Source organism: Duganella sp. LjRoot269 (assembly GCF_964254095.1).
Classification (GTDB): domain Bacteria; phylum Pseudomonadota; class Gammaproteobacteria; order Burkholderiales; family Burkholderiaceae_D; genus Rugamonas; species Rugamonas hordei.
The window spans coordinates 3,413,194-3,429,223 of the sequence record NZ_CAXUSL020000001.1 but is presented as its reverse complement, the minus strand read 5'-3'; the positions used below and the strand labels follow the sequence as shown (position 1 = coordinate 3,429,223).

16 protein-coding genes are annotated in these 16,030 nt (G+C 64.2%); 9 read left to right on the top strand and 7 right to left on the bottom strand.

Annotated elements, in window-relative coordinates; translation table 11 throughout:
* Position 1: 1 nt before the first annotated feature.
* Positions 2–697, bottom strand: a complete 696-nt coding sequence (lolD, locus tag ACSQ3S_RS15420) for a lipoprotein-releasing ABC transporter ATP-binding protein LolD (protein WP_353398127.1) — start codon at positions 695–697, stop codon at positions 2–4.
* Entirely contained in the window at positions 690–1,955 is a 1,266-nt protein-coding gene (locus tag ACSQ3S_RS15415) for a lipoprotein-releasing ABC transporter permease subunit (RefSeq protein WP_436142910.1), read from the bottom strand. Before ACSQ3S_RS15415 ends, lolD begins: the two co-directional genes overlap by 8 nt.
* Positions 1,956–2,181: 226 nt before the next feature.
* Here ACSQ3S_RS15415 and ACSQ3S_RS15410 point away from each other — a divergent pair, with 226 nt between their 5' ends.
* Together ACSQ3S_RS15410 and recJ are read left to right on the top strand one after the other, a co-directional pair.
* Positions 2,182–3,237, top strand: a complete 1,056-nt coding sequence (locus ACSQ3S_RS15410; protein WP_436142909.1) for a hypothetical protein — start codon at positions 2,182–2,184, stop codon at positions 3,235–3,237.
* A gap of 1 nt (position 3,238) precedes the next feature.
* A complete protein-coding gene (gene recJ / locus ACSQ3S_RS15405; RefSeq protein WP_176650460.1) occupies positions 3,239–4,933 on the top strand; it encodes a single-stranded-DNA-specific exonuclease RecJ in 1,695 nt (564 codons plus the stop codon).
* A gap of 10 nt (positions 4,934–4,943) precedes the next feature.
* Here the strand turns inward: recJ and ACSQ3S_RS15400 are convergent, their stop codons facing one another.
* Positions 4,944–5,402 carry a YybH family protein gene (locus ACSQ3S_RS15400; protein ID WP_436142908.1) on the bottom strand — a complete coding sequence of 153 codons (459 nt, stop codon included), beginning with the start codon at positions 5,400–5,402 and terminating at the stop codon, positions 4,944–4,946.
* 82 nt (positions 5,403–5,484) lie between these two features.
* Between ACSQ3S_RS15400 and ACSQ3S_RS15395 the strand changes: the two genes are divergently transcribed.
* The 3 genes from ACSQ3S_RS15395 to ACSQ3S_RS15385 are packed head-to-tail and all read left to right on the top strand — an operon-like array spanning position 5,485 to position 6,945.
* Positions 5,485–5,922 carry an antitoxin Xre/MbcA/ParS toxin-binding domain-containing protein gene (locus tag ACSQ3S_RS15395; RefSeq protein ID WP_436142907.1) on the top strand — a complete coding sequence of 146 codons (438 nt, stop codon included), beginning with the start codon at positions 5,485–5,487 and terminating at the stop codon, positions 5,920–5,922.
* On the top strand, positions 5,923–6,612 hold the full coding sequence (locus tag ACSQ3S_RS15390) for an RES family NAD+ phosphorylase (RefSeq protein WP_176650457.1): 690 nt from the start codon (positions 5,923–5,925) through the stop codon (positions 6,610–6,612). It abuts the gene before it with no gap.
* A 3-nt stretch (positions 6,613–6,615) separates the two neighbouring features.
* A complete protein-coding gene (locus ACSQ3S_RS15385) occupies positions 6,616–6,945 on the top strand; it encodes a DUF2288 domain-containing protein (protein ID WP_436142906.1) in 330 nt (109 codons plus the stop codon).
* A 6-nt stretch (positions 6,946–6,951) separates the two neighbouring features.
* Here the strand turns inward: ACSQ3S_RS15385 and ACSQ3S_RS15380 are convergent, their stop codons facing one another.
* A complete protein-coding gene (locus tag ACSQ3S_RS15380; RefSeq protein WP_436142905.1) occupies positions 6,952–8,802 on the bottom strand; it encodes a carbohydrate-binding module family 20 domain-containing protein in 1,851 nt (616 codons plus the stop codon).
* 250 nt (positions 8,803–9,052) lie between these two features.
* Between ACSQ3S_RS15380 and ACSQ3S_RS15375 the strand changes: the two genes are divergently transcribed.
* The 3 genes from ACSQ3S_RS15375 (at position 9,053) to ACSQ3S_RS15365 (ending at position 11,497) form a co-directional block, all read left to right on the top strand.
* Positions 9,053–9,739, top strand: a complete 687-nt coding sequence (locus tag ACSQ3S_RS15375; protein WP_176650454.1) for a GntR family transcriptional regulator — start codon at positions 9,053–9,055, stop codon at positions 9,737–9,739.
* Between the two features lie 115 nt (positions 9,740–9,854).
* The gene (locus ACSQ3S_RS15370) at positions 9,855–10,790 is read left to right on the top strand and encodes a glycoside hydrolase family 43 protein (RefSeq protein WP_436142904.1); all 936 of its coding nucleotides are present in this window, start codon (positions 9,855–9,857) and stop codon (positions 10,788–10,790) included.
* Positions 10,790–11,497 carry a hypothetical protein gene (locus ACSQ3S_RS15365; protein WP_436142903.1) on the top strand — a complete coding sequence of 236 codons (708 nt, stop codon included), beginning with the start codon at positions 10,790–10,792 and terminating at the stop codon, positions 11,495–11,497. The genes ACSQ3S_RS15370 and ACSQ3S_RS15365 overlap by 1 nt, the downstream gene beginning before the upstream one ends.
* Here ACSQ3S_RS15365 and ACSQ3S_RS15360 read toward each other — a convergent pair.
* From ACSQ3S_RS15360 to ACSQ3S_RS15350, 3 genes are all read right to left on the bottom strand, one after another.
* On the bottom strand, positions 11,473–12,834 hold the full coding sequence (locus ACSQ3S_RS15360; protein WP_436142902.1) for an 8-oxoguanine deaminase: 1,362 nt from the start codon (positions 12,832–12,834) through the stop codon (positions 11,473–11,475). The two genes, ACSQ3S_RS15365 and ACSQ3S_RS15360, sit on opposite strands and share 25 nt — an antisense overlap.
* A gap of 77 nt (positions 12,835–12,911) precedes the next feature.
* Positions 12,912–14,270, bottom strand: a complete 1,359-nt coding sequence (locus ACSQ3S_RS15355) for a nucleobase:cation symporter-2 family protein (protein ID WP_436142901.1) — start codon at positions 14,268–14,270, stop codon at positions 12,912–12,914.
* Between the two features lie 195 nt (positions 14,271–14,465).
* Positions 14,466–15,365, bottom strand: coding sequence for a LysR substrate-binding domain-containing protein (locus ACSQ3S_RS15350; RefSeq protein WP_436142900.1), 900 nt, complete (start codon positions 15,363–15,365; stop codon positions 14,466–14,468).
* Between the two features lie 116 nt (positions 15,366–15,481).
* Between ACSQ3S_RS15350 and ACSQ3S_RS15345 the strand changes: the two genes are divergently transcribed.
* Positions 15,482–16,027: a carboxymuconolactone decarboxylase family protein gene (locus ACSQ3S_RS15345; RefSeq protein WP_353398100.1), complete on the top strand. Its 546-nt coding sequence runs from the start codon at positions 15,482–15,484 to the stop codon at positions 16,025–16,027.
* Positions 16,028–16,030 lie beyond the last annotated feature (3 nt).

Genomic DNA, 16,030 nt, shown 5'->3' with positions numbered 1-16,030 from the left:
CTTACTCCTGGTATGGCTGCAGGCCTTCGTCGGTGAGGCGCAGCACGCGGTCGCAGCGGCGTGCCAGTTCGATATCGTGGGTGACGATGACGAAGGCGGTGCCGAGGGTGCGCGACAGCTCCAGCATCAGCTCGAAAATCTGCTGCGCGGTGGCGTGATCGAGGTTGCCGGTCGGTTCGTCGGCCAGCACGCAGGCCGGCTGTGTGACCAGCGCCCGCGCCAGCGCCACGCGCTGCCGCTCGCCGCCCGACAGTTCGCCCGGCACGTGCGTGACGCGCTTGGCCAGGTTGACGCGCGCCAGGATCTGCTGCGCGACGCTGGATGCCTCGGCGCGCTTGACGCGCCGTATCATCAACGGCATCGCCACGTTGTCCAGCGCACTGAACTCCGGCAGCAGGTGGTGGAACTGGTAGACGAAGCCCAGCGAGGCGTTGCGCAAATCGCCGCGCGCCGTTTCACTCAGGCTGGCGAAGTCCTTGCCCAGCAGGGTGACGCTGCCCTTGGTCGGCGTATCGAGGCCGCCCAGCAGGTGCAGCAGCGTCGATTTGCCGGAGCCGGAAGCGCCGACGATGGCCACGCGTTCGCCGCGCCGCACATCGATGTCGATGCCGTTCAACACAGGCACCGAGTAGGCGCCCTGGGTGAAGGTCTTGCCCAGGCCGCGGCAGGAAAGGACGACGGGTTCGAGGTTACTCATAGCGCAGCGCCTCCGCAGGTTTCACGCGGGCGGCCCACCAGCTTGGATAGATGGTCGCCACGAAGGCCAGCACCACGGCCACGCCGCCGATCTTGAACACGTCCGGCCAGCGCAGGTCGGACGGCACGGTGCTGATGTAGTAAATATCCTTCGACAAGAACTGCACTCCCAATAAATGTTCGATAAATGGCACGATGACGTCGATGTTGAGCGCCACCAGCACACCGCCGGCCACGCCGATGAAGGTGCCGAGGATGCCGACCAGCGCACCCTGGATCATGAAGATCTTCATGATCGAACGGGGCGAGGCGCCCAGCGTGCGCAGGATGGCGATATCGGCCTGCTTGTCGGTCACGGTCATCACCAGGGTCGACACCAGGTTGAAGGCGGCCACCGCGATGATCAGAGTCAGGATGATGAACATCATGCGCTTCTCGGTCTGGACGGCGGCGAACCAGTTGGCGTTGAGCTTGGACCAGTCGCGCATGATCAGGTCGCCCGACATGCTGGCCTTCAGGTCCTGCGCCACTTGCGGCGCGCGGTGCATGTCCGACAGGCGCAGGCGCAGGCCGGCCGGCGCGTCCATGCGCAGCAGTTTTTCGGCGTCGGTCAGGTGAACGAAGGCCAGCGCCGAGTCGAACTCGTTGTGGCCTGCCTCGAAGATGCCGACCACGGTGAACGAGCGCAGGCGCGGCAGCACGCCGGCCGGCGTCGGCTGGCCTTGCGCCAGCGCCAGCGTGACTTTCTCGCCGAGGTTGACGCGCAGCGCGCGCGCCAGCTCGATGCCGAGCACGATGTTGTAGCTGCCCGGCTGCAGCGCGTTGAAGCTGCCGCGCTTGGTCTGCTTGGCGACGTCGGAAACGCTGGGCTCCTGCTCCGGCAGCACGCCGCGGATGATGGCCGGGCGCAGCACGTCGTCGCGCACCAGCATGCCCTGGGTTTCGGCGAACGGCGCGGCGCCGATCACTTCCGGATTCTTGCGCGCCTCGGCGGCGGCGGCGTGCCAGTCCGGCATCGAACCGCGCGCATCGAAGATTTCGATGTGGGCCAGGACCGACAACATGCGGTCGGTCACTTCCTTCTGGAAGCCGTTCATCACCGACAACACGACGATCAGCGCGGCCACGCCGAGGCCGATGCCGGCCATGGAAATCAGGGAAATGAAGGAGATAAAACTGTTACGCCCGCTGCGCTTGCCGGCCCGCGTGTAACGCAGGCCGACCAGCCATTCAAAGGGCAGATTCTGGATAAGGCTCATGGGCTCCGGAAGGAATCAACATTGGTGAGCCCGCAGTTTGCCACACAATGCGGGTTTCATGGGTGAAACACCGCACTGTGCCGCTAGAAAGGCCGGCACTTAAGTGCCGATTAAGCCGCCACAGCCGGTATCGAAGAAGTCGCCTGCCGCGCTTATCTCGGCACTACGGATCAAGCTGGTGCACTAAAATTCGTCCCGCAGGGCCGCGATGCCCTACAATCCCGGGATGACTCAGATTACCCTCGCCCTGCCCTTCGCCCTGCCCCCGCCGGAAATGGCCCCGGACCTGCAGCGCGTGATGCAAACGCCGGCGCTGGCGGCCCTGCTGTCGCGCCACGGCAAACTGGCCACCTTCAATTTTGACAACTCCGGCCGCGTGCTTCCGCATGAAGCCTGGCTGGCCCATGCCCTCGGCCTGGCGCCGGCGCCAAACAGCCCGGACGCCGGCGCGCCGCTGGCCGCCGCCGTGCTGCGCGGCTTCGGCCTCGGCGTCGATGAAGGCTACTGGTTCATGCTGCAACCGGCCCACGTGCAGATCTCGCGCACCCACATGCTGTTGTCCGATCCGCGCCAGCTGCGCCTCGATGCCGCCGACTCGCGCGCGCTGTTCGACCTGGTCCAGCCCTACGCCGAGGAACTCGGCAAGACCATGGTCTACGCCGACGCCAGCCTGTGGCTGATGCGCGCCGACGACTGGGCCGGCCTGAAAACCACCACCGTCGACGCCGTCCTTGGCCAGAGCATGAGCGACTGGCTGCCGGAAGGCGAACACTCGCGCAACTACCGCAAGCTGCAAAACGAGGCGCAGATGCTGTGGCACGAACACCCGGTCAACGAAGCCCGCGCCGCGCGCGGACTGCAGCCGGTCAACGCCTTCTGGCTGTGGGGCGGCGCCGCCGGCGGCACGCCGGCCGAATGCCGCCCTGTCGCCATCGGCGGCGGCCCGCCCTGGATGCAGGCGCTGGCGCAGCCATCCGGCAGCCAGCCGACCGCCGCCACGCTGATCGCGCAGGCCAAGGACAAGGGCCAGGCCACCGCCCTGCTGGCCGACCTGATACCGGACGCCGTGGCCGGCGACTGGGCCGCCTGGCTGGCCATCATGCAGCGCCTGGAACAGCAGTGGTTCGCGCCGCTGCTGGCCGCGCTGAACGACGGCAGCCTCGGCCAGCTGACGCTGGTGGCCAGCCACCGCGACGGCTGGCGTGAAATCAGCACCAGCAAAATGGCGCAGCGAAAATTCTGGCGCAAGCCGGACCTGAACACCTTATTGAGCCCCACCTGACATGACCCGTATCGCCATCCGCCCCTGCCCGTTCCGCGAATCCGAAATGCTGCGCCAGGGCGGCATCCATCCTGTGCTGGCGCGCCTGTACGCGGCGCGCGGCCTGACCGATCCCAAGGAGCTGTCGAGCGAGCTGGCGGCCATGATCCCGCCATCGGGCCTGCTGCACATCGACGTCGCCGCCGTGTTCCTGGCCGACGCCATCGCCGCCGGCAAGCGCATGGTGATCGTCGCCGACTACGACTGCGACGGCGCCACCGCCTGCGCCGTCGCCCTGCGCGGCCTGCGCGCGATGGGCGCCAACATCGACTTCATCGTGCCGAACCGCTTCGAGTACGGCTACGGCCTGACGCCGGAAATCGTCGAACTGACCGCGCGCGAAAAACAGCCCGACATCATCATCACCGTCGACAACGGCATCGCCAGCATCGACGGCGTGGCCGAGGCCAACCGGCGCGGCATCGAAGTGGTCGTCACCGACCACCACCTGCCGGCCGACACGCTGCCGGCCGCGCGCGTGATCGTCAATCCGAACCAGCCGGAATGCGGCTTCCCGAGCAAGCATATCGCCGGCGTCGGCGTGGTGTTCTACGTGCTGCTGGCCCTGCGCGCCGAACTGCGCAAGCGCGGCGTGTTCGACGCCCAGACCCAACCCAAGCTGGACAACCTGCTCGACCTGGTGGCGCTGGGCACCGTGGCCGACGTCGTGCGCCTCGATCCGAACAACCGCATCCTGGTGGCGCAGGGCCTGAAGCGCATGCGCGCCGGCCGCATGCACGCCGGCGTGGCGGCGCTGTTCCGCGTGGCCGGCCGCGAGCCGCGCACCGCCAATCCCTTCGACCTCGGTTTCGCGCTGGGCCCGCGCCTGAACGCGGCCGGACGGCTGGAAGACATGTCGCTCGGGATCGAATGCCTGATCACCGACGACGAGGGCCGCGCCTGGCAACTGGCGCAGCAGCTCAACGAAATCAACTTGAAGCGCCGCGAGATCGAGGCCGAGATGCAGGATGCGGCCCTGCTGCACCTGGACGCGTTCGAGCCGGCCAACAGCAGCACCATCTGCGTGTTCGACGAATCGTGGCACCAAGGCGTGATCGGCATCGTCGCCTCGCGCCTGAAGGAGAAGTTCTTCCGCCCGACGATCACCTTCGCGCCCGGCGCCGACGGCTGGATCAAGGGTTCCGGCCGCTCGATCCCCGGCTTCCACCTGCGCGACGCGCTGGACCTGGTCTACAAGAAGGCGCCGTCGCTGATCGACAAATTCGGCGGCCACGCGATGGCGGCCGGCCTGACCTTGCGCGCCGACGCCTTCGACGCCTTCGCCGCCGCCTTCGAGGAAGTGGGCCGCGCGTGGCTGAGCAAGCAGCAGCTGGAGCGCGTCATCGAAACCGACGGCCCGCTGGAAGACGCCTACTACACCACCGACTTCATCGGCTTGATGGACGGCCAGGTCTGGGGCCAGGGCTTTGCGCCGCCGGTGTTCTGCGACGAGTTCCGCGTGGTGAGCCAGCGCATCCTGAAGGAACGCCACCTCAAGCTGCTGCTGGAGAAAAACGGCGCCCGCTACGACGCCATCTGGTTCGGCCACGTCGATTCGCTGGGCGACCGCGCCAAGGTCGCCTTCCGCCTGGACGCCAACGAATACAACGGCGTCACCAAGGTCCAGCTGATGGTGGAGCATGCCGAGGCGATGTGATCGGATGTGATCACTTGATGCCGCACACCTCGCTGCCGCCGTCGAACACGATGCGCCAGGTGTTCGGCGCTTCCAGCCGCCAGACCGAGTTGAAGCGCGCGATCAGCTTGCCGTCCGGCGCGTAGACCGGACCGGAAGTCTTGGCCAGCGTGCCCGAGGCCAGCACCTCCACCTGGTCCGGCTCCCACGAGAATGGCGCGTCCGGCTTGACGAAGAACTTCGCCCATTCGGCAGCCACCACCTTTTTGCCGCGCTGAGCCTTGTCGCCGGCCTCGAAAATCGCCTCCTCGGACAGGAAATTGACGAAAGCGGCATGGTCGCGCGCCCTCATCGTGGCCGCGAACGCCCGCTCGACATTGGCCACCTGCTCCTGCACCCCGGTAAAAGCCGGCGCAGCACCTGCGCCAGCCGCCGCCACGGCCGATGCCGCCGCCAGCAGCCCCGCCACCGCCAGATTCATCCATTTCATGTCCAGCCTCCCTTGCTTAGTTGAACCCACATTTGCCATTTTCCCGAAAAAGGAGTATAAGTACTCCATAAACGGAGGATTTATGAATCTTACCTATGCTTACCCCCGCAGCCGCTTCGAGCCTACCATTCTTGTCGACCTGAACGCCAAGGCGGAACGCGAGCGGCTGTCCAAGGCAGCCCTGAAGGGCTTTTTCAAGCTGGCCGCCGCCTGGAAACTACGCGACGACGACGCCCGCGAACTGCTGGGCGGCATTTCCAGCAGCGCCTACTACGAGTGGAAAAAGCACCCCGAGCGCACGCTGGAGGTGGACTGCATCACCCGCATCTCCTATTTGCTGGGCACGTACAAGGCACTGCACATCCTCTACGGCGACAAACTGGCCGACGAATGGATGGCCCTGCCCAACACCAACCTGATCTTCGGCGGCCGCTCGCCGCTGGCCTACATCTCGGCGGGCGGCCTGCCCGCCATGCAAACCTTGCGTCAGCTGCTGGACGCGCGCCGCGGAGGACTGTAAGTGCCGGTCAGCCTGATTCCGCCCTTAACCACGCTGCGCCAGTTTGACACTTTTCGATTGCTGCCCTCGCGTTTTGCCGATCTTGAAGACTCCGTTCTCGCGCCGCTGGCCGACAACGACCAGGACCTGCGCGACCTGTTTGAACTGGATAACGCCACCAACGCGCGCCTGCACGCGCAGAACGGCGGCGCCGCCGGCATCACGATGGATGAACTGGTGTTCGGCGTGCCGAACTTCCGCATCGTCAACGCCGCCTTTACCTACGCCCGCCCCGAAGGCAGCCGCTTCAACGGCGGCGATCGCGGCGCATGGTATTGCGCCTTCGACGCCGAGACCGCGCTGGCCGAAGTAAGCTTCCACAAAACCGTCGAATACGCGGAGATCAACCGCTTCGACGACAGCGTCCAATACCAGGCCATGCTGGCCGATTTCACCGCACCGTTTCACGACCTGCGCAACCAGCCGCGCTACGACGCATGCCTGGCTCCGGACAGCTACATCGCATCGCAAACGCTGGCCGAGCGCCTGCTGGACGGCGGTTCGCTGGGTGTGATCTATCCCAGCGTACGGCGCGAAGGCGGCACCAACCTGGCCTGCTTCCGGCCCGCGCTGGTGGGCAATGTGCGCAAAGGACCGGCCTATCGGTTAACATGGCGGGGCAGCCCTGTACCGATTATCGAAATTATCTGAATCATGCAAACCAAACCTGAAAACGACACCGACCTGCGCCTCAAAGTGAACCGCGAAACCGCGCGCCTGCCGTGGACAGAACTGCTCAAGCATTTCGCCGCCGGCAACGTGGTGTGGATCGCCGATTCGCTGGACCTGGTCGACGTGGCCGTGCGCATCTCGCACGACGACAAGGCCAACATCGGCCAGTGGATGAACGCCGGCCTGCTCGCCAAGGTCAGCGACGAGCAGGCGGCAAGCTGGCTGGAGACCAACGCCGAACTGTGGGCGGTGGTGGTCAGCCCGTTCATCCTGGTACAGCAGGAAAAAGCCGTGCCATCGAGCGTGCACTAAACCTCGTCAGAACTTGAAGCTTCCCGCATCCAGCGTGACCGAACCGCCGCAGGCCGGCGTGGTCGCCTCACGGTTGCCGCTGGCGGTGGACTGATTGCTCTCCCACACGGTGGCGACGCCGTACTTCATGAACTTGTACTGGATCGCCGTCGACGGCGGCAGCTGGAAGGTGCGCGACCAAGGCACGTTGGCGCCGCTGCCTTCGATATTCAGCTGATTGCTAGCGCCCTGCACCCAGTTGCCCAGCTCCGCGCGATTGCCGACCACATAGACGTTCTGCCCGACCACGGTGTTGGCGTTCGCCACGCGGAAGGTCACCGGCACCGTGGTGCAGGTGCCACCGCCGCCGCTGCCGCCGATCTTCTGGTTGATGTGCAGCGCCACCGCAGGCACCGTCGAGCCGCCGTTGGCTGGAATGCTCACGGTGATCATGCCGTTGCTGCCGACCATCACACTGTCGCTGGTGCAGGCGGTGCCACCGGCGTTCAGCGTGCCGTGCACCACGTTGCAGTACGTTCCGGCAGGCAGCAGCGTTTGCAGCGACGCGTTCCAGGTCGAGTACTCATTGTTGATCGCGACGAAACCCTTGGCGCCGCGGCCGAAAGCGATCTGGTTGACGGTGCCGTTGGTGAAGTAGTCCACGCCCTGCCCCGACGTCGCCGCACGGAACGCCACCATGTTGGAGATGTCGCTCCAGCGGTGGATGAAGTCCCAGCTCTGGTTGATCAACGGATTGCCGCTGGCATCGAACGGGCTGGCGCTCGGCGGCGCCTGGTCGTAATTGGTGAAGCGGAAGCCCGAGTGCAGCTGCGCATTCCCGTACGGCCAGGCCAGCATGAAGATGTTGGCCAGGTCGTAGCGCTTGGTGCCCTGCGTGTCGTTGGTGGTACCGGAGACGTAATTGCTGGCCACCAGCGAGCTGCCGTTGCGCTCCGTATCCCAGTTGTTGACGAACACCGTCGCCTTGTCGCTCGGGATGAAGCCCCAGGTGCCGCCCCAGTTGCCCGGCGTGCCCATGATCGAGCGCACCTGCGAGATATTGGCGCCGTTCTCGTTGCGGAACATGGCCTTGATGGCGAAGGTGTACTGGAACTCGTTCAGCGTGCCGACGCTGTAGTAGTCCGAGCGCACCACATTGCTGTCCGGGATGACCTCCTGCGTGACCCACAGCGTTTCGCCCGAGGTGGTCGTGTGCGTCACGCCGCCCATGATCGCCTGCAGGTCGGACGGCTGCATATGCTTGGCGGCGTCGAAGCGCACGCCGTCCACGCCCATGTTGATCAACTTGGTCAGGTAGTTCTTGACCTGCCCCTGCACGTAGGCGCCGTCGGTCTTCAGGTCCGGCAGGCCGCTCAGGCGGCAGAACATGACGTTGTAGCGGTTGCCCGGCGAACCGTAATCGCCGCCGGCGATGTCGCAGGCCGGATGAAAATCGCTGCTGCTGAAATACGGGTACGCCAGCGTCGTCGAATTCCACGTCGAGCCGTCGGTGGCGGTGCCGGAACCGGCCGCCAGGTGATTGACCACCACGTCCGCATACACGCGCACCTTGGCCGTGTGGCAGGTATTGATCATGGCCTGGAACTCGGCTTCGGTGCCCATATTGCTCTTGAGCGTAACGAAGTTCACCGGCTGGTACACATCCCACCACGCGCCCAGGCTGGCGGATGCCTGCGGCGGCGATACCTGCACCGCGCCAAAGCCCTGCGGTCCGAGCCAGTTGGTGCACTCCTTGGCGATGTCGTTCCACTTCCAGCGGAACATTTGCACCGAGGTGTCGGCGGCGTTGAAAGCGGCGTGCGCAGGCGCCAGCGCGGCACCGGCAAGGATGCCGGCGGCCAATAAGGTTTTCTTCATGCTGTCTCCGTGTGTTGTTTGTTTTATGTTTTGGGAAATACTGCATCCCGAATAAAATGTAGCAGAACTACAGTAAACAACAAGCGGAATTCTCTTCATTTTTGACAATTCACTACAGGAATCGCTTCCATTAATTCCCATTGAGACACAGATGTAATGTAATTACGGCTACGGCACTGCTACGTAGTCAATCTTCCACGGTCCCTGTATGATGGCAAAAAAACGACACTTCGCCACCGCAAGCCACTTCATGCCCACCACCGCCTCCGCCGACAGCGCCAACGACATCGCGAACAACATCGCCGAAGCCATCGCGGCACGCAAACTGCCGCCCGGGACCAAGCTGAGGGAAGAAGCGTTGTGCCGCCTGTACTCGGTCAGCCGCACCAAGGTCCGCGCCGCACTGCTGATACTGTCGAAGGACAAATTGATCGACATGGTGCCGGACAAGGGCGCCGTGGTCAGCCAGCCGAGCGAGCAGGAGTCGCGCGAGATTTTCGCGGCACGCCGCATCATCGAAGTGGCGCTGGCGCGCGAGTTCACCGCCAAGGCCAAGGCAGCCGATTACCGCATGCTGGAAAAGCACTTGAAGGAAGAACGCAGCCTGCTGTCGCAAGCGCCGTCGAAAATGCGCCAGCAATTGCTGGGCGATTTTCACGTGCTGCTGGCCGATGTCGTCGGCAACCAGGTGCTGAAGGAAATCGTGCGCGAGCTGGTCGGCCGCAGCACGCTGATCACCATGTTGTACCAGTCCGAACGCGACGCAGTCTGTTCATCCGATGAGCACAGCGACTTCCTCGCCGCCGCCCGCGCGGGCGACGCGGACAAGGCGGCGGAGCTGATGCTGCACCACCTGAGCCACGTCGAAGCGGCGCTGAATTTCGACGTCAGTACCAGCCCCGCCAAGAAGGACCTGGTCTCCGCGCTGCTCATGTAGCGATACGATTCGCAGTATCGGTACGCCACAAAAATTCATTAGACGCCCGCCCGCGCCTGCCGCAGCATGAAATCCTGCATCCAGCAGACATAAAAACACATAAAGCGGAGACGACATGAACAAACAGCTACTCAAGCGATGGGCGGCGGCGACAGCCATGGCCTTCAGCGCCATCGGCACCATCAACGCACATGCCACCACCTGGACACTCACCGGATCGCTGATCACGCACGACCCCAGCGTCTACAAGGAAAACAGCACCTGGTGGATCACCGAAACCAGCGACACCGGCATCGGCGTGAAGTACTCGCCGGACGGCCACGCGTGGACGCAGGGCGTGAGCATCTTCGGCGGCGGCCTGTCGTGGTGGACGCAGTACAACGGCAACGGTAAAACCGTTTGGGCGCCGGACATCCACGTATGGAACGGCAAGGCGATCCTGTACTACGCCGTGTCGACCTTCGGCTCGCAGAAATCGGCCATCGGCCTGGCGACGGCCAGCAGCATCGCCCAAGGCAACTGGACCGACCAGGGCGCCGTGCTGACGTCGGCACCGGGCAACAACTACAATGCCATCGATCCCAACTTCTTCGTCGATAAAGCGGGCCAGCCATGGCTGTCATTCGGCTCCTTCTGGACCGGGATCTATACCACGCGGGTCGATCCGAACACGCTCAAGCCGACCGGCAGCTGGTATCACCTGGCCGCCGACAGCAGCGGCATCGAGAACTCCTTCATCATGAGCAACGGCTCGTATTACTACCTGTTCGTCTCGAAGGGCAGTTGCTGCGCCGGCGCCAACAGCACCTATCACATCTCCTACGGCCGCTCGACCAGCGTGACCGGGCCGTATCTCGACAAGAACGGCGTCAACATGCTCAACGGCGGCGGCACCACGCTGGACGCGGGCGGCGGACGCTTCATCGCACCGGGCGGCGAGTCGGTGGCGAACGGCGTGATGGTGCGCCATGAGCTGGACAGCCAGAACAACTACAACGGCGTGTTGTTCATCAACGACCTGACCTTCAGCAACGGCTGGCCGACCTACTGATGAAAGCCTGGGTGGCATTGACGGCGCTGGCGGCGGCGTTGCTGGCGACGCTGGCGTGGCATGACGCGCCGGCGCCGCAGCGCCCTGCCGCCGGTGAAGCCGATGCCACCCCGGCGGCCGATGCAGCCCAAGCCGGCCGGCCGCCGATCGCGGACGCCGCCGCACAGCGCCTGTTCCGCCAACTCGGCACCCAGGCTCCCGCCCCGCCCGCGCCCGAACTCTCGCTCGCCGACAATCAGGAACTGATTGCAGACTTCGCGCTGCATGCGTTAATGGACAGCTTTCTGCTAAACCGACGTGATGCAAGCCGGATGCAAGCCCTTATCGACCACCTGCGCCGCGCGCTCCCCGCCAACGCGGCCGCAGAAGCCATACAGATTGCCACACGCTACCAAGCCTATCTCGCTGCGCACGACGAGCTGCTGGCAGCCCAGAACTTCACCTCCGAAGACGCCACGTCACTGGACCTCAACCGCTTGAGCAGCTGGCAACAGCAACGCCAGCAACTACGCGTCCGCATGCTGGGCGAGCGCATCGCACTGGAATGGTTCGGCAACGAAGAGACCTACGCGGTACAAGCGCTGGACGAATGGCGCCAGCGCGGCAGCGGCCAGGCGCCGCCTTCCGCCGCCAACCAGGACGATCAGGCGCGTCACGACCAGCACATGCGGCAGGCCCTGAATCAGCTGGCGGCCAAGGCCAATTGATGCGCCAGCGCGTTGTGGCGCTCGATCACCACCGGTAGGTCGATCGTACACAGCGCGCCCTCGCGCACCACCACGCGGCCGTTGATCACGCTATACGACACGTTGGGCGGCGTGCAGAACACCAGCGCCGCCACCGGATCGTGCAACGCACCCGCAAAGCCTATGCCGTCAAGCTTGAACATCGCGATATCGGCCGCCATGCCCGGCTTGAGCGCGCCGATATCGTCGCGGTTCAGCACCTTGGCGCCGCCCAGCGTGGCCACCTCCAACGCCTGCCGCGCCGTCATCGCATCCGGGCCAAAGCTCACGCGCTGCAGCAGCATGGCCTGCCGCACTTCGCCCATCATGTGGCCGGAATCGTTGGAGGCGCAGCCATCCACGCCAAGGCCGACCGATACGCCACGGTCCAGCATCTTGCGGATCGGCGCAATGCCGGAGGCGAGCCGCATGTTCGAGCACGGACAGTGCGCGATGCCGGTGCCGGTGCGCGCGAACATGTAGATGCCGTCGTCGTCGAGCTGCACGCAGTGCGCGTGCCAGACGTCGTGGCCCACCCAGCCACAATCCTCGGCGTATTCGGCCGGTGTCATGTTGAATTTTTCGCGGCTGTAGGCGATGTCGTTGGCGTTTTCCGCCAAGTGCGTATGCAGCGACACGCCGAAGCTGCGCGCCATTGCCGCCGACTCCTTCATCAAATCGCGCGAGACGGAAAACGGCGAACATGGCGCCACCACGATACGCTGCATCGCATGGCGGCCGGCGTCGTGATAGGTTTCGATCAGGCGCTGCGTATCCCTGAGAATGGCGCCCTCCTCCTCGACCACCCGGTCCGGCGGTAAACCGCCCTTGGACTGGCCCACGCTCATCGAGCCGCGCGCCGCGTGGAAGCGCATGCCGATCTTGCGGGCGGCTTCGATGCTGTCATCGAGCTTGCAGCCGTTAGGATAAATGTAGAGGTGATCGCTGCTGGTGGTACAGCCGGACAGTATCAGCTCCGACATCGCCGCCAGTGTCGACACGTTGACCATTTCCGGCGTCAGGTTGGCCCAGATCGGATACAGATTGGTCAGCCAGTTAAACAGCTCGCCGTTCTGAGCGGCGGGAATCACGCGCGTCAGGCTCTGGTACATATGGTGGTGCGTATTGACCAGGCCGGGCATCACGACGTGACTGGCGGCGTCGATGACTTCATCGGCTTCCTTCGGCAGATCGGCGCTGTTGCCAACCTGCTCGATCACGTTGTCCCGTATGAAGACGGCGCCATCGGCGATTTCGCGGCGCTCGTCGTCCATCGTCACCAGTACGCGCGCATTTTTGATCAGTAGGGTTTTAGTCATAAGTTCTATGATGATTAAACACTGCGGAAACAATGCGCGGGCACTGCGGAAACAGCGGGGTTAATAATGAAAGTATTTTAAGCCGCTTCACGCTCGGAAGTTAAAAAAGCCTGCGGCACATCTTCCTCTTCATCGTCATCGGTCTTTTCGACCGGACGTTCCGGCAGCACCAGGTTCAACGCCACCGCCACCAGCGCGCCGACCGTGATGCCGGAGCCGAAAACCTCTTTGACGAACGCCGGCAACTTGGACAACAACTCAGGCCGCACCGTCACCGCCAGTCCGCAGCCGATCGCCACGGCCATGATGATGCCATTGCGCTTGGTGTGCTCGACATGGCTCAGCAATTGTACGCCGGCCGAAATGATCATCGCGAACATCATCAGGCCCGCACCGCCCAGCACCGGCTGCGGAATCGTTACGACCACCGCTCCCAATATCGGGAACAGGCCGGCGAGGAACAACATCACACCGGTAAGCGCGACCACGTGGCGGCTGGCCACGCCCGTCAGCGACACCACGCCGACATTCTGCGCAAAGGTCGACACCGGTGGGCTGGACATCAGCGCGGCGAAGGCCGAACCGACGCCGTCGCACAGGATGCCGCGTGCCAGCGTCTTGCCGCGCATCTTGGTGTTGGTGGCGGCGCCCAGCGCCATGAAGGTGCCGGTGGTTTCCACCATCGTCACCAGGTAGGCGATGCCCATTGCGACGATGCCGCTGACCGGGAAACTCATGCCGTAATGGAGCGGCTGCGGCAGCGCGAACACCGGCGCATTCCGCACCTGGGAAAAGTCGATCATGCCAAGAGAAACGCAGACCAGGTAGCCGATGAACATGCCGATCACCACCGCCGCCGCCGACACGATGCCCTTGCCGAATTGGACCAGCATGATGACCGTGACCAGCACAAACGCGGCGATGCCCAGGTTGAGCGGCGAACCATAGACGGCGCCCGGCGCATGGCCGCCAGCCGCCCAGTCCACCGCCACCGGCACCAGCGACAGGCCGATCATCGTCACCACCACGCCGGTGACGGCATGCGGGAACAGCTTGCGTATCTTCGGCATGAAGCAGCTGCCGACGATCATTACCAGCGATGCAGCCAGCGAGGAGCCGAGGATGGCCGGCACGCCGTGTTCCAGGCCGACGCTGATGGCCGCGCCGACAAAGGCGAAGCTGGTGCCCATGACGCAAGGAAGCCTGATACCGACAGGGCCCACGCCTTTGCACTGGATGATGGTGACGATGCCGGAGCCTAGCAGCGCGGCGTTGATCAGGGTGATGATCTGGTCGGCCGGAAGTTTGAGCGCGGCGCCCACCACCAGCGGCACGGCGATGATGCCGCCCAGCGCCGCCAGCATGTGCTGCGCCGCCAGCAGCACGGTCATCAACAAGGGTGGTCGATCCTCGACCTGAAATAACAAGTGATTCATAAGCGCGTCTCCGTCAGTCTCTTTTATATGGGCGTTACTTTGCAACTACTGCCCGCGCGGCCTGCCCTTAACCGTGCGTAGAAATCGTGCCTAGCAACGCTGCAGCTTGTGACCGAGCGCTTTATTGAGGACGATATTGCGCCTCGCCGGATACATTGTCAACGAATTTTGTATACAATTTTTGAATGCGTATTGCTAATTCAACGCACTGTCGGCGCTTAGCGCGGCGATCGCCATATCGAGGAAGGCCCGCACTTTGCGGGAGGACTGGCGGCCTTCGTGGTGCACCACGCTGACTGGCACCGGCGGCGTCTCGTATCTGCCCAGTACCGTCTTCAATCGGCCGGCCGCCAGGTGCGGCGCCGCCATGTAGGAGATCACGCGGGTAATGCCGAAGCCGTCCAGCGCCGCGCGCAAGGCGGCGTCGTTGCTGGTGCTGCTCAGGCGCGGGTGCACCTTTACCGTCGCCGGTTTGCCGTCCCGTTCAAACCGCCAGTCGTTGGTGGCCACCACCGCCGTGGCCGCGATGAGGTCGTGGCGCCCCAGGTCTTCCGGGGTGGCGGGTATGCCACGGGCGTCCAGATATGCAGGCGAAGCGCACAGCACCTGCCGCACCTGCCCCACGCGCACCGCCTGGTAGCTCGAGTCGGGCAGCGCGCCGATGCGGATCGCCGCGTCCACGCCCTCGTCCATCATGTTGACCACACGGTCGAGGAAGCGGCATTCGACGTCCGTCTCCGGATAGCGCCGCAGGTATTCGGTGACGATGGGCGTAACGTACATCGCACCGAACATCACCGAGGCGGTGATCACCAGCTTGCCGCGCGGTGCGCCGTGCGAGCCGGCGGCGGAGGTCTCCGTCTCCGCCACGTCGGCCAGGATGCGGCGGCAATCGGCTGCGTAGCGAGCCCCGACCTCGGTCACCCGCACCACGCGCGTGGTGCGCACCAGCAGGCGCACGCCCATGCTCTCCTCCAGCTCGGTGACGGCGCGTGTGACCACCGGTGGCGAGATCCGCAGCTTGCGCGCGGCCGAGGCGAAACCACCTTCGTCGACGATGGCCACGAAGATCGCCATGGCAGAGAGCTTGTCCATATTATTCCTGATTTAGAAATAGTTCATTGTAAATTCAATGGATTCTCATTATCCGCCATATCGATGAAACTGCAATTGTTCGCTGAACAAACAACCCAACCCAAAGGAGAAACACCATGACCCGTATCGCCACCATCGAAACCGCCACCGCCAACGCAGAACAGAAAGCCCTGCTGGACGCCATCCAGGGCCAGCTCGGCATGGTGCCCAACTTCCTCAAGGTTTTCGCCAACTCGCCGGTCGCCCTGCGCGCCTTCCTCGGCCTGCACGGCATCGCCAACGGCGGCACACTGGACGCGCCGACCCGCGAACGCATCGCGCTGGCGCTGGCACAGCAAAACGGCTGCGAATACTGCGTTTCGGCCCACACGGCCATCGGCCGCAAAGCCGGCTTGAGCGGTGACGAGATGACCGCTGCCCGCAATGGCGGCAGCGAAGATGCCCAAGCCGCCGTGGCGGTGAAGTTCGCGCAAAGCCTGATGGAGAAGAAAGGCGAGATCAGCGCCGTGGAACTGGCCGAGATTCGAGGTGCGGGCTACAGCGAATCCGACATCGTCGAAATCATCACCCATGTCGGCATGAACTTCCTGACCAACATCCTGGGCAAAGCCAGCCGCGTGGAAATCGACTTCCCGAAAGTCGAGCTGAAAATCGCCGCCTGATTC

Coding starts and splice junctions, on each gene's coding strand:
- ACSQ3S_RS15380 (WP_436142905.1), bottom strand. CDS start 8,802: ATGAAGAAAACCTTATTGGCCGCCGGCATCCTTGCCGGTGCCGCGCTG.
- ACSQ3S_RS15375 (WP_176650454.1), top strand. CDS start 9,053: ATGCCCACCACCGCCTCCGCCGACAGCGCCAACGACATCGCGAACAAC.
- ACSQ3S_RS15370 (WP_436142904.1), top strand. CDS start 9,855: ATGAACAAACAGCTACTCAAGCGATGGGCGGCGGCGACAGCCATGGCC.
- ACSQ3S_RS15355 (WP_436142901.1), bottom strand. CDS start 14,270: ATGAATCACTTGTTATTTCAGGTCGAGGATCGACCACCCTTGTTGATG.
- ACSQ3S_RS15350 (WP_436142900.1), bottom strand. CDS start 15,365: ATGGACAAGCTCTCTGCCATGGCGATCTTCGTGGCCATCGTCGACGAA.
- ACSQ3S_RS15400 (WP_436142908.1), bottom strand. CDS start 5,402: ATGAAATGGATGAATCTGGCGGTGGCGGGGCTGCTGGCGGCGGCATCG.
- ACSQ3S_RS15365 (WP_436142903.1), top strand. CDS start 10,790: ATGAAAGCCTGGGTGGCATTGACGGCGCTGGCGGCGGCGTTGCTGGCG.
- recJ (WP_176650460.1), top strand. CDS start 3,239: ATGACCCGTATCGCCATCCGCCCCTGCCCGTTCCGCGAATCCGAAATG.
- ACSQ3S_RS15395 (WP_436142907.1), top strand. CDS start 5,485: ATGAATCTTACCTATGCTTACCCCCGCAGCCGCTTCGAGCCTACCATT.
- ACSQ3S_RS15415 (WP_436142910.1), bottom strand. CDS start 1,955: ATGAGCCTTATCCAGAATCTGCCCTTTGAATGGCTGGTCGGCCTGCGT.
- ACSQ3S_RS15345 (WP_353398100.1), top strand. CDS start 15,482: ATGACCCGTATCGCCACCATCGAAACCGCCACCGCCAACGCAGAACAG.
- ACSQ3S_RS15410 (WP_436142909.1), top strand. CDS start 2,182: ATGACTCAGATTACCCTCGCCCTGCCCTTCGCCCTGCCCCCGCCGGAA.
- ACSQ3S_RS15360 (WP_436142902.1), bottom strand. CDS start 12,834: ATGACTAAAACCCTACTGATCAAAAATGCGCGCGTACTGGTGACGATG.
- lolD (WP_353398127.1), bottom strand. CDS start 697: ATGAGTAACCTCGAACCCGTCGTCCTTTCCTGCCGCGGCCTGGGCAAG.
- ACSQ3S_RS15385 (WP_436142906.1), top strand. CDS start 6,616: ATGCAAACCAAACCTGAAAACGACACCGACCTGCGCCTCAAAGTGAAC.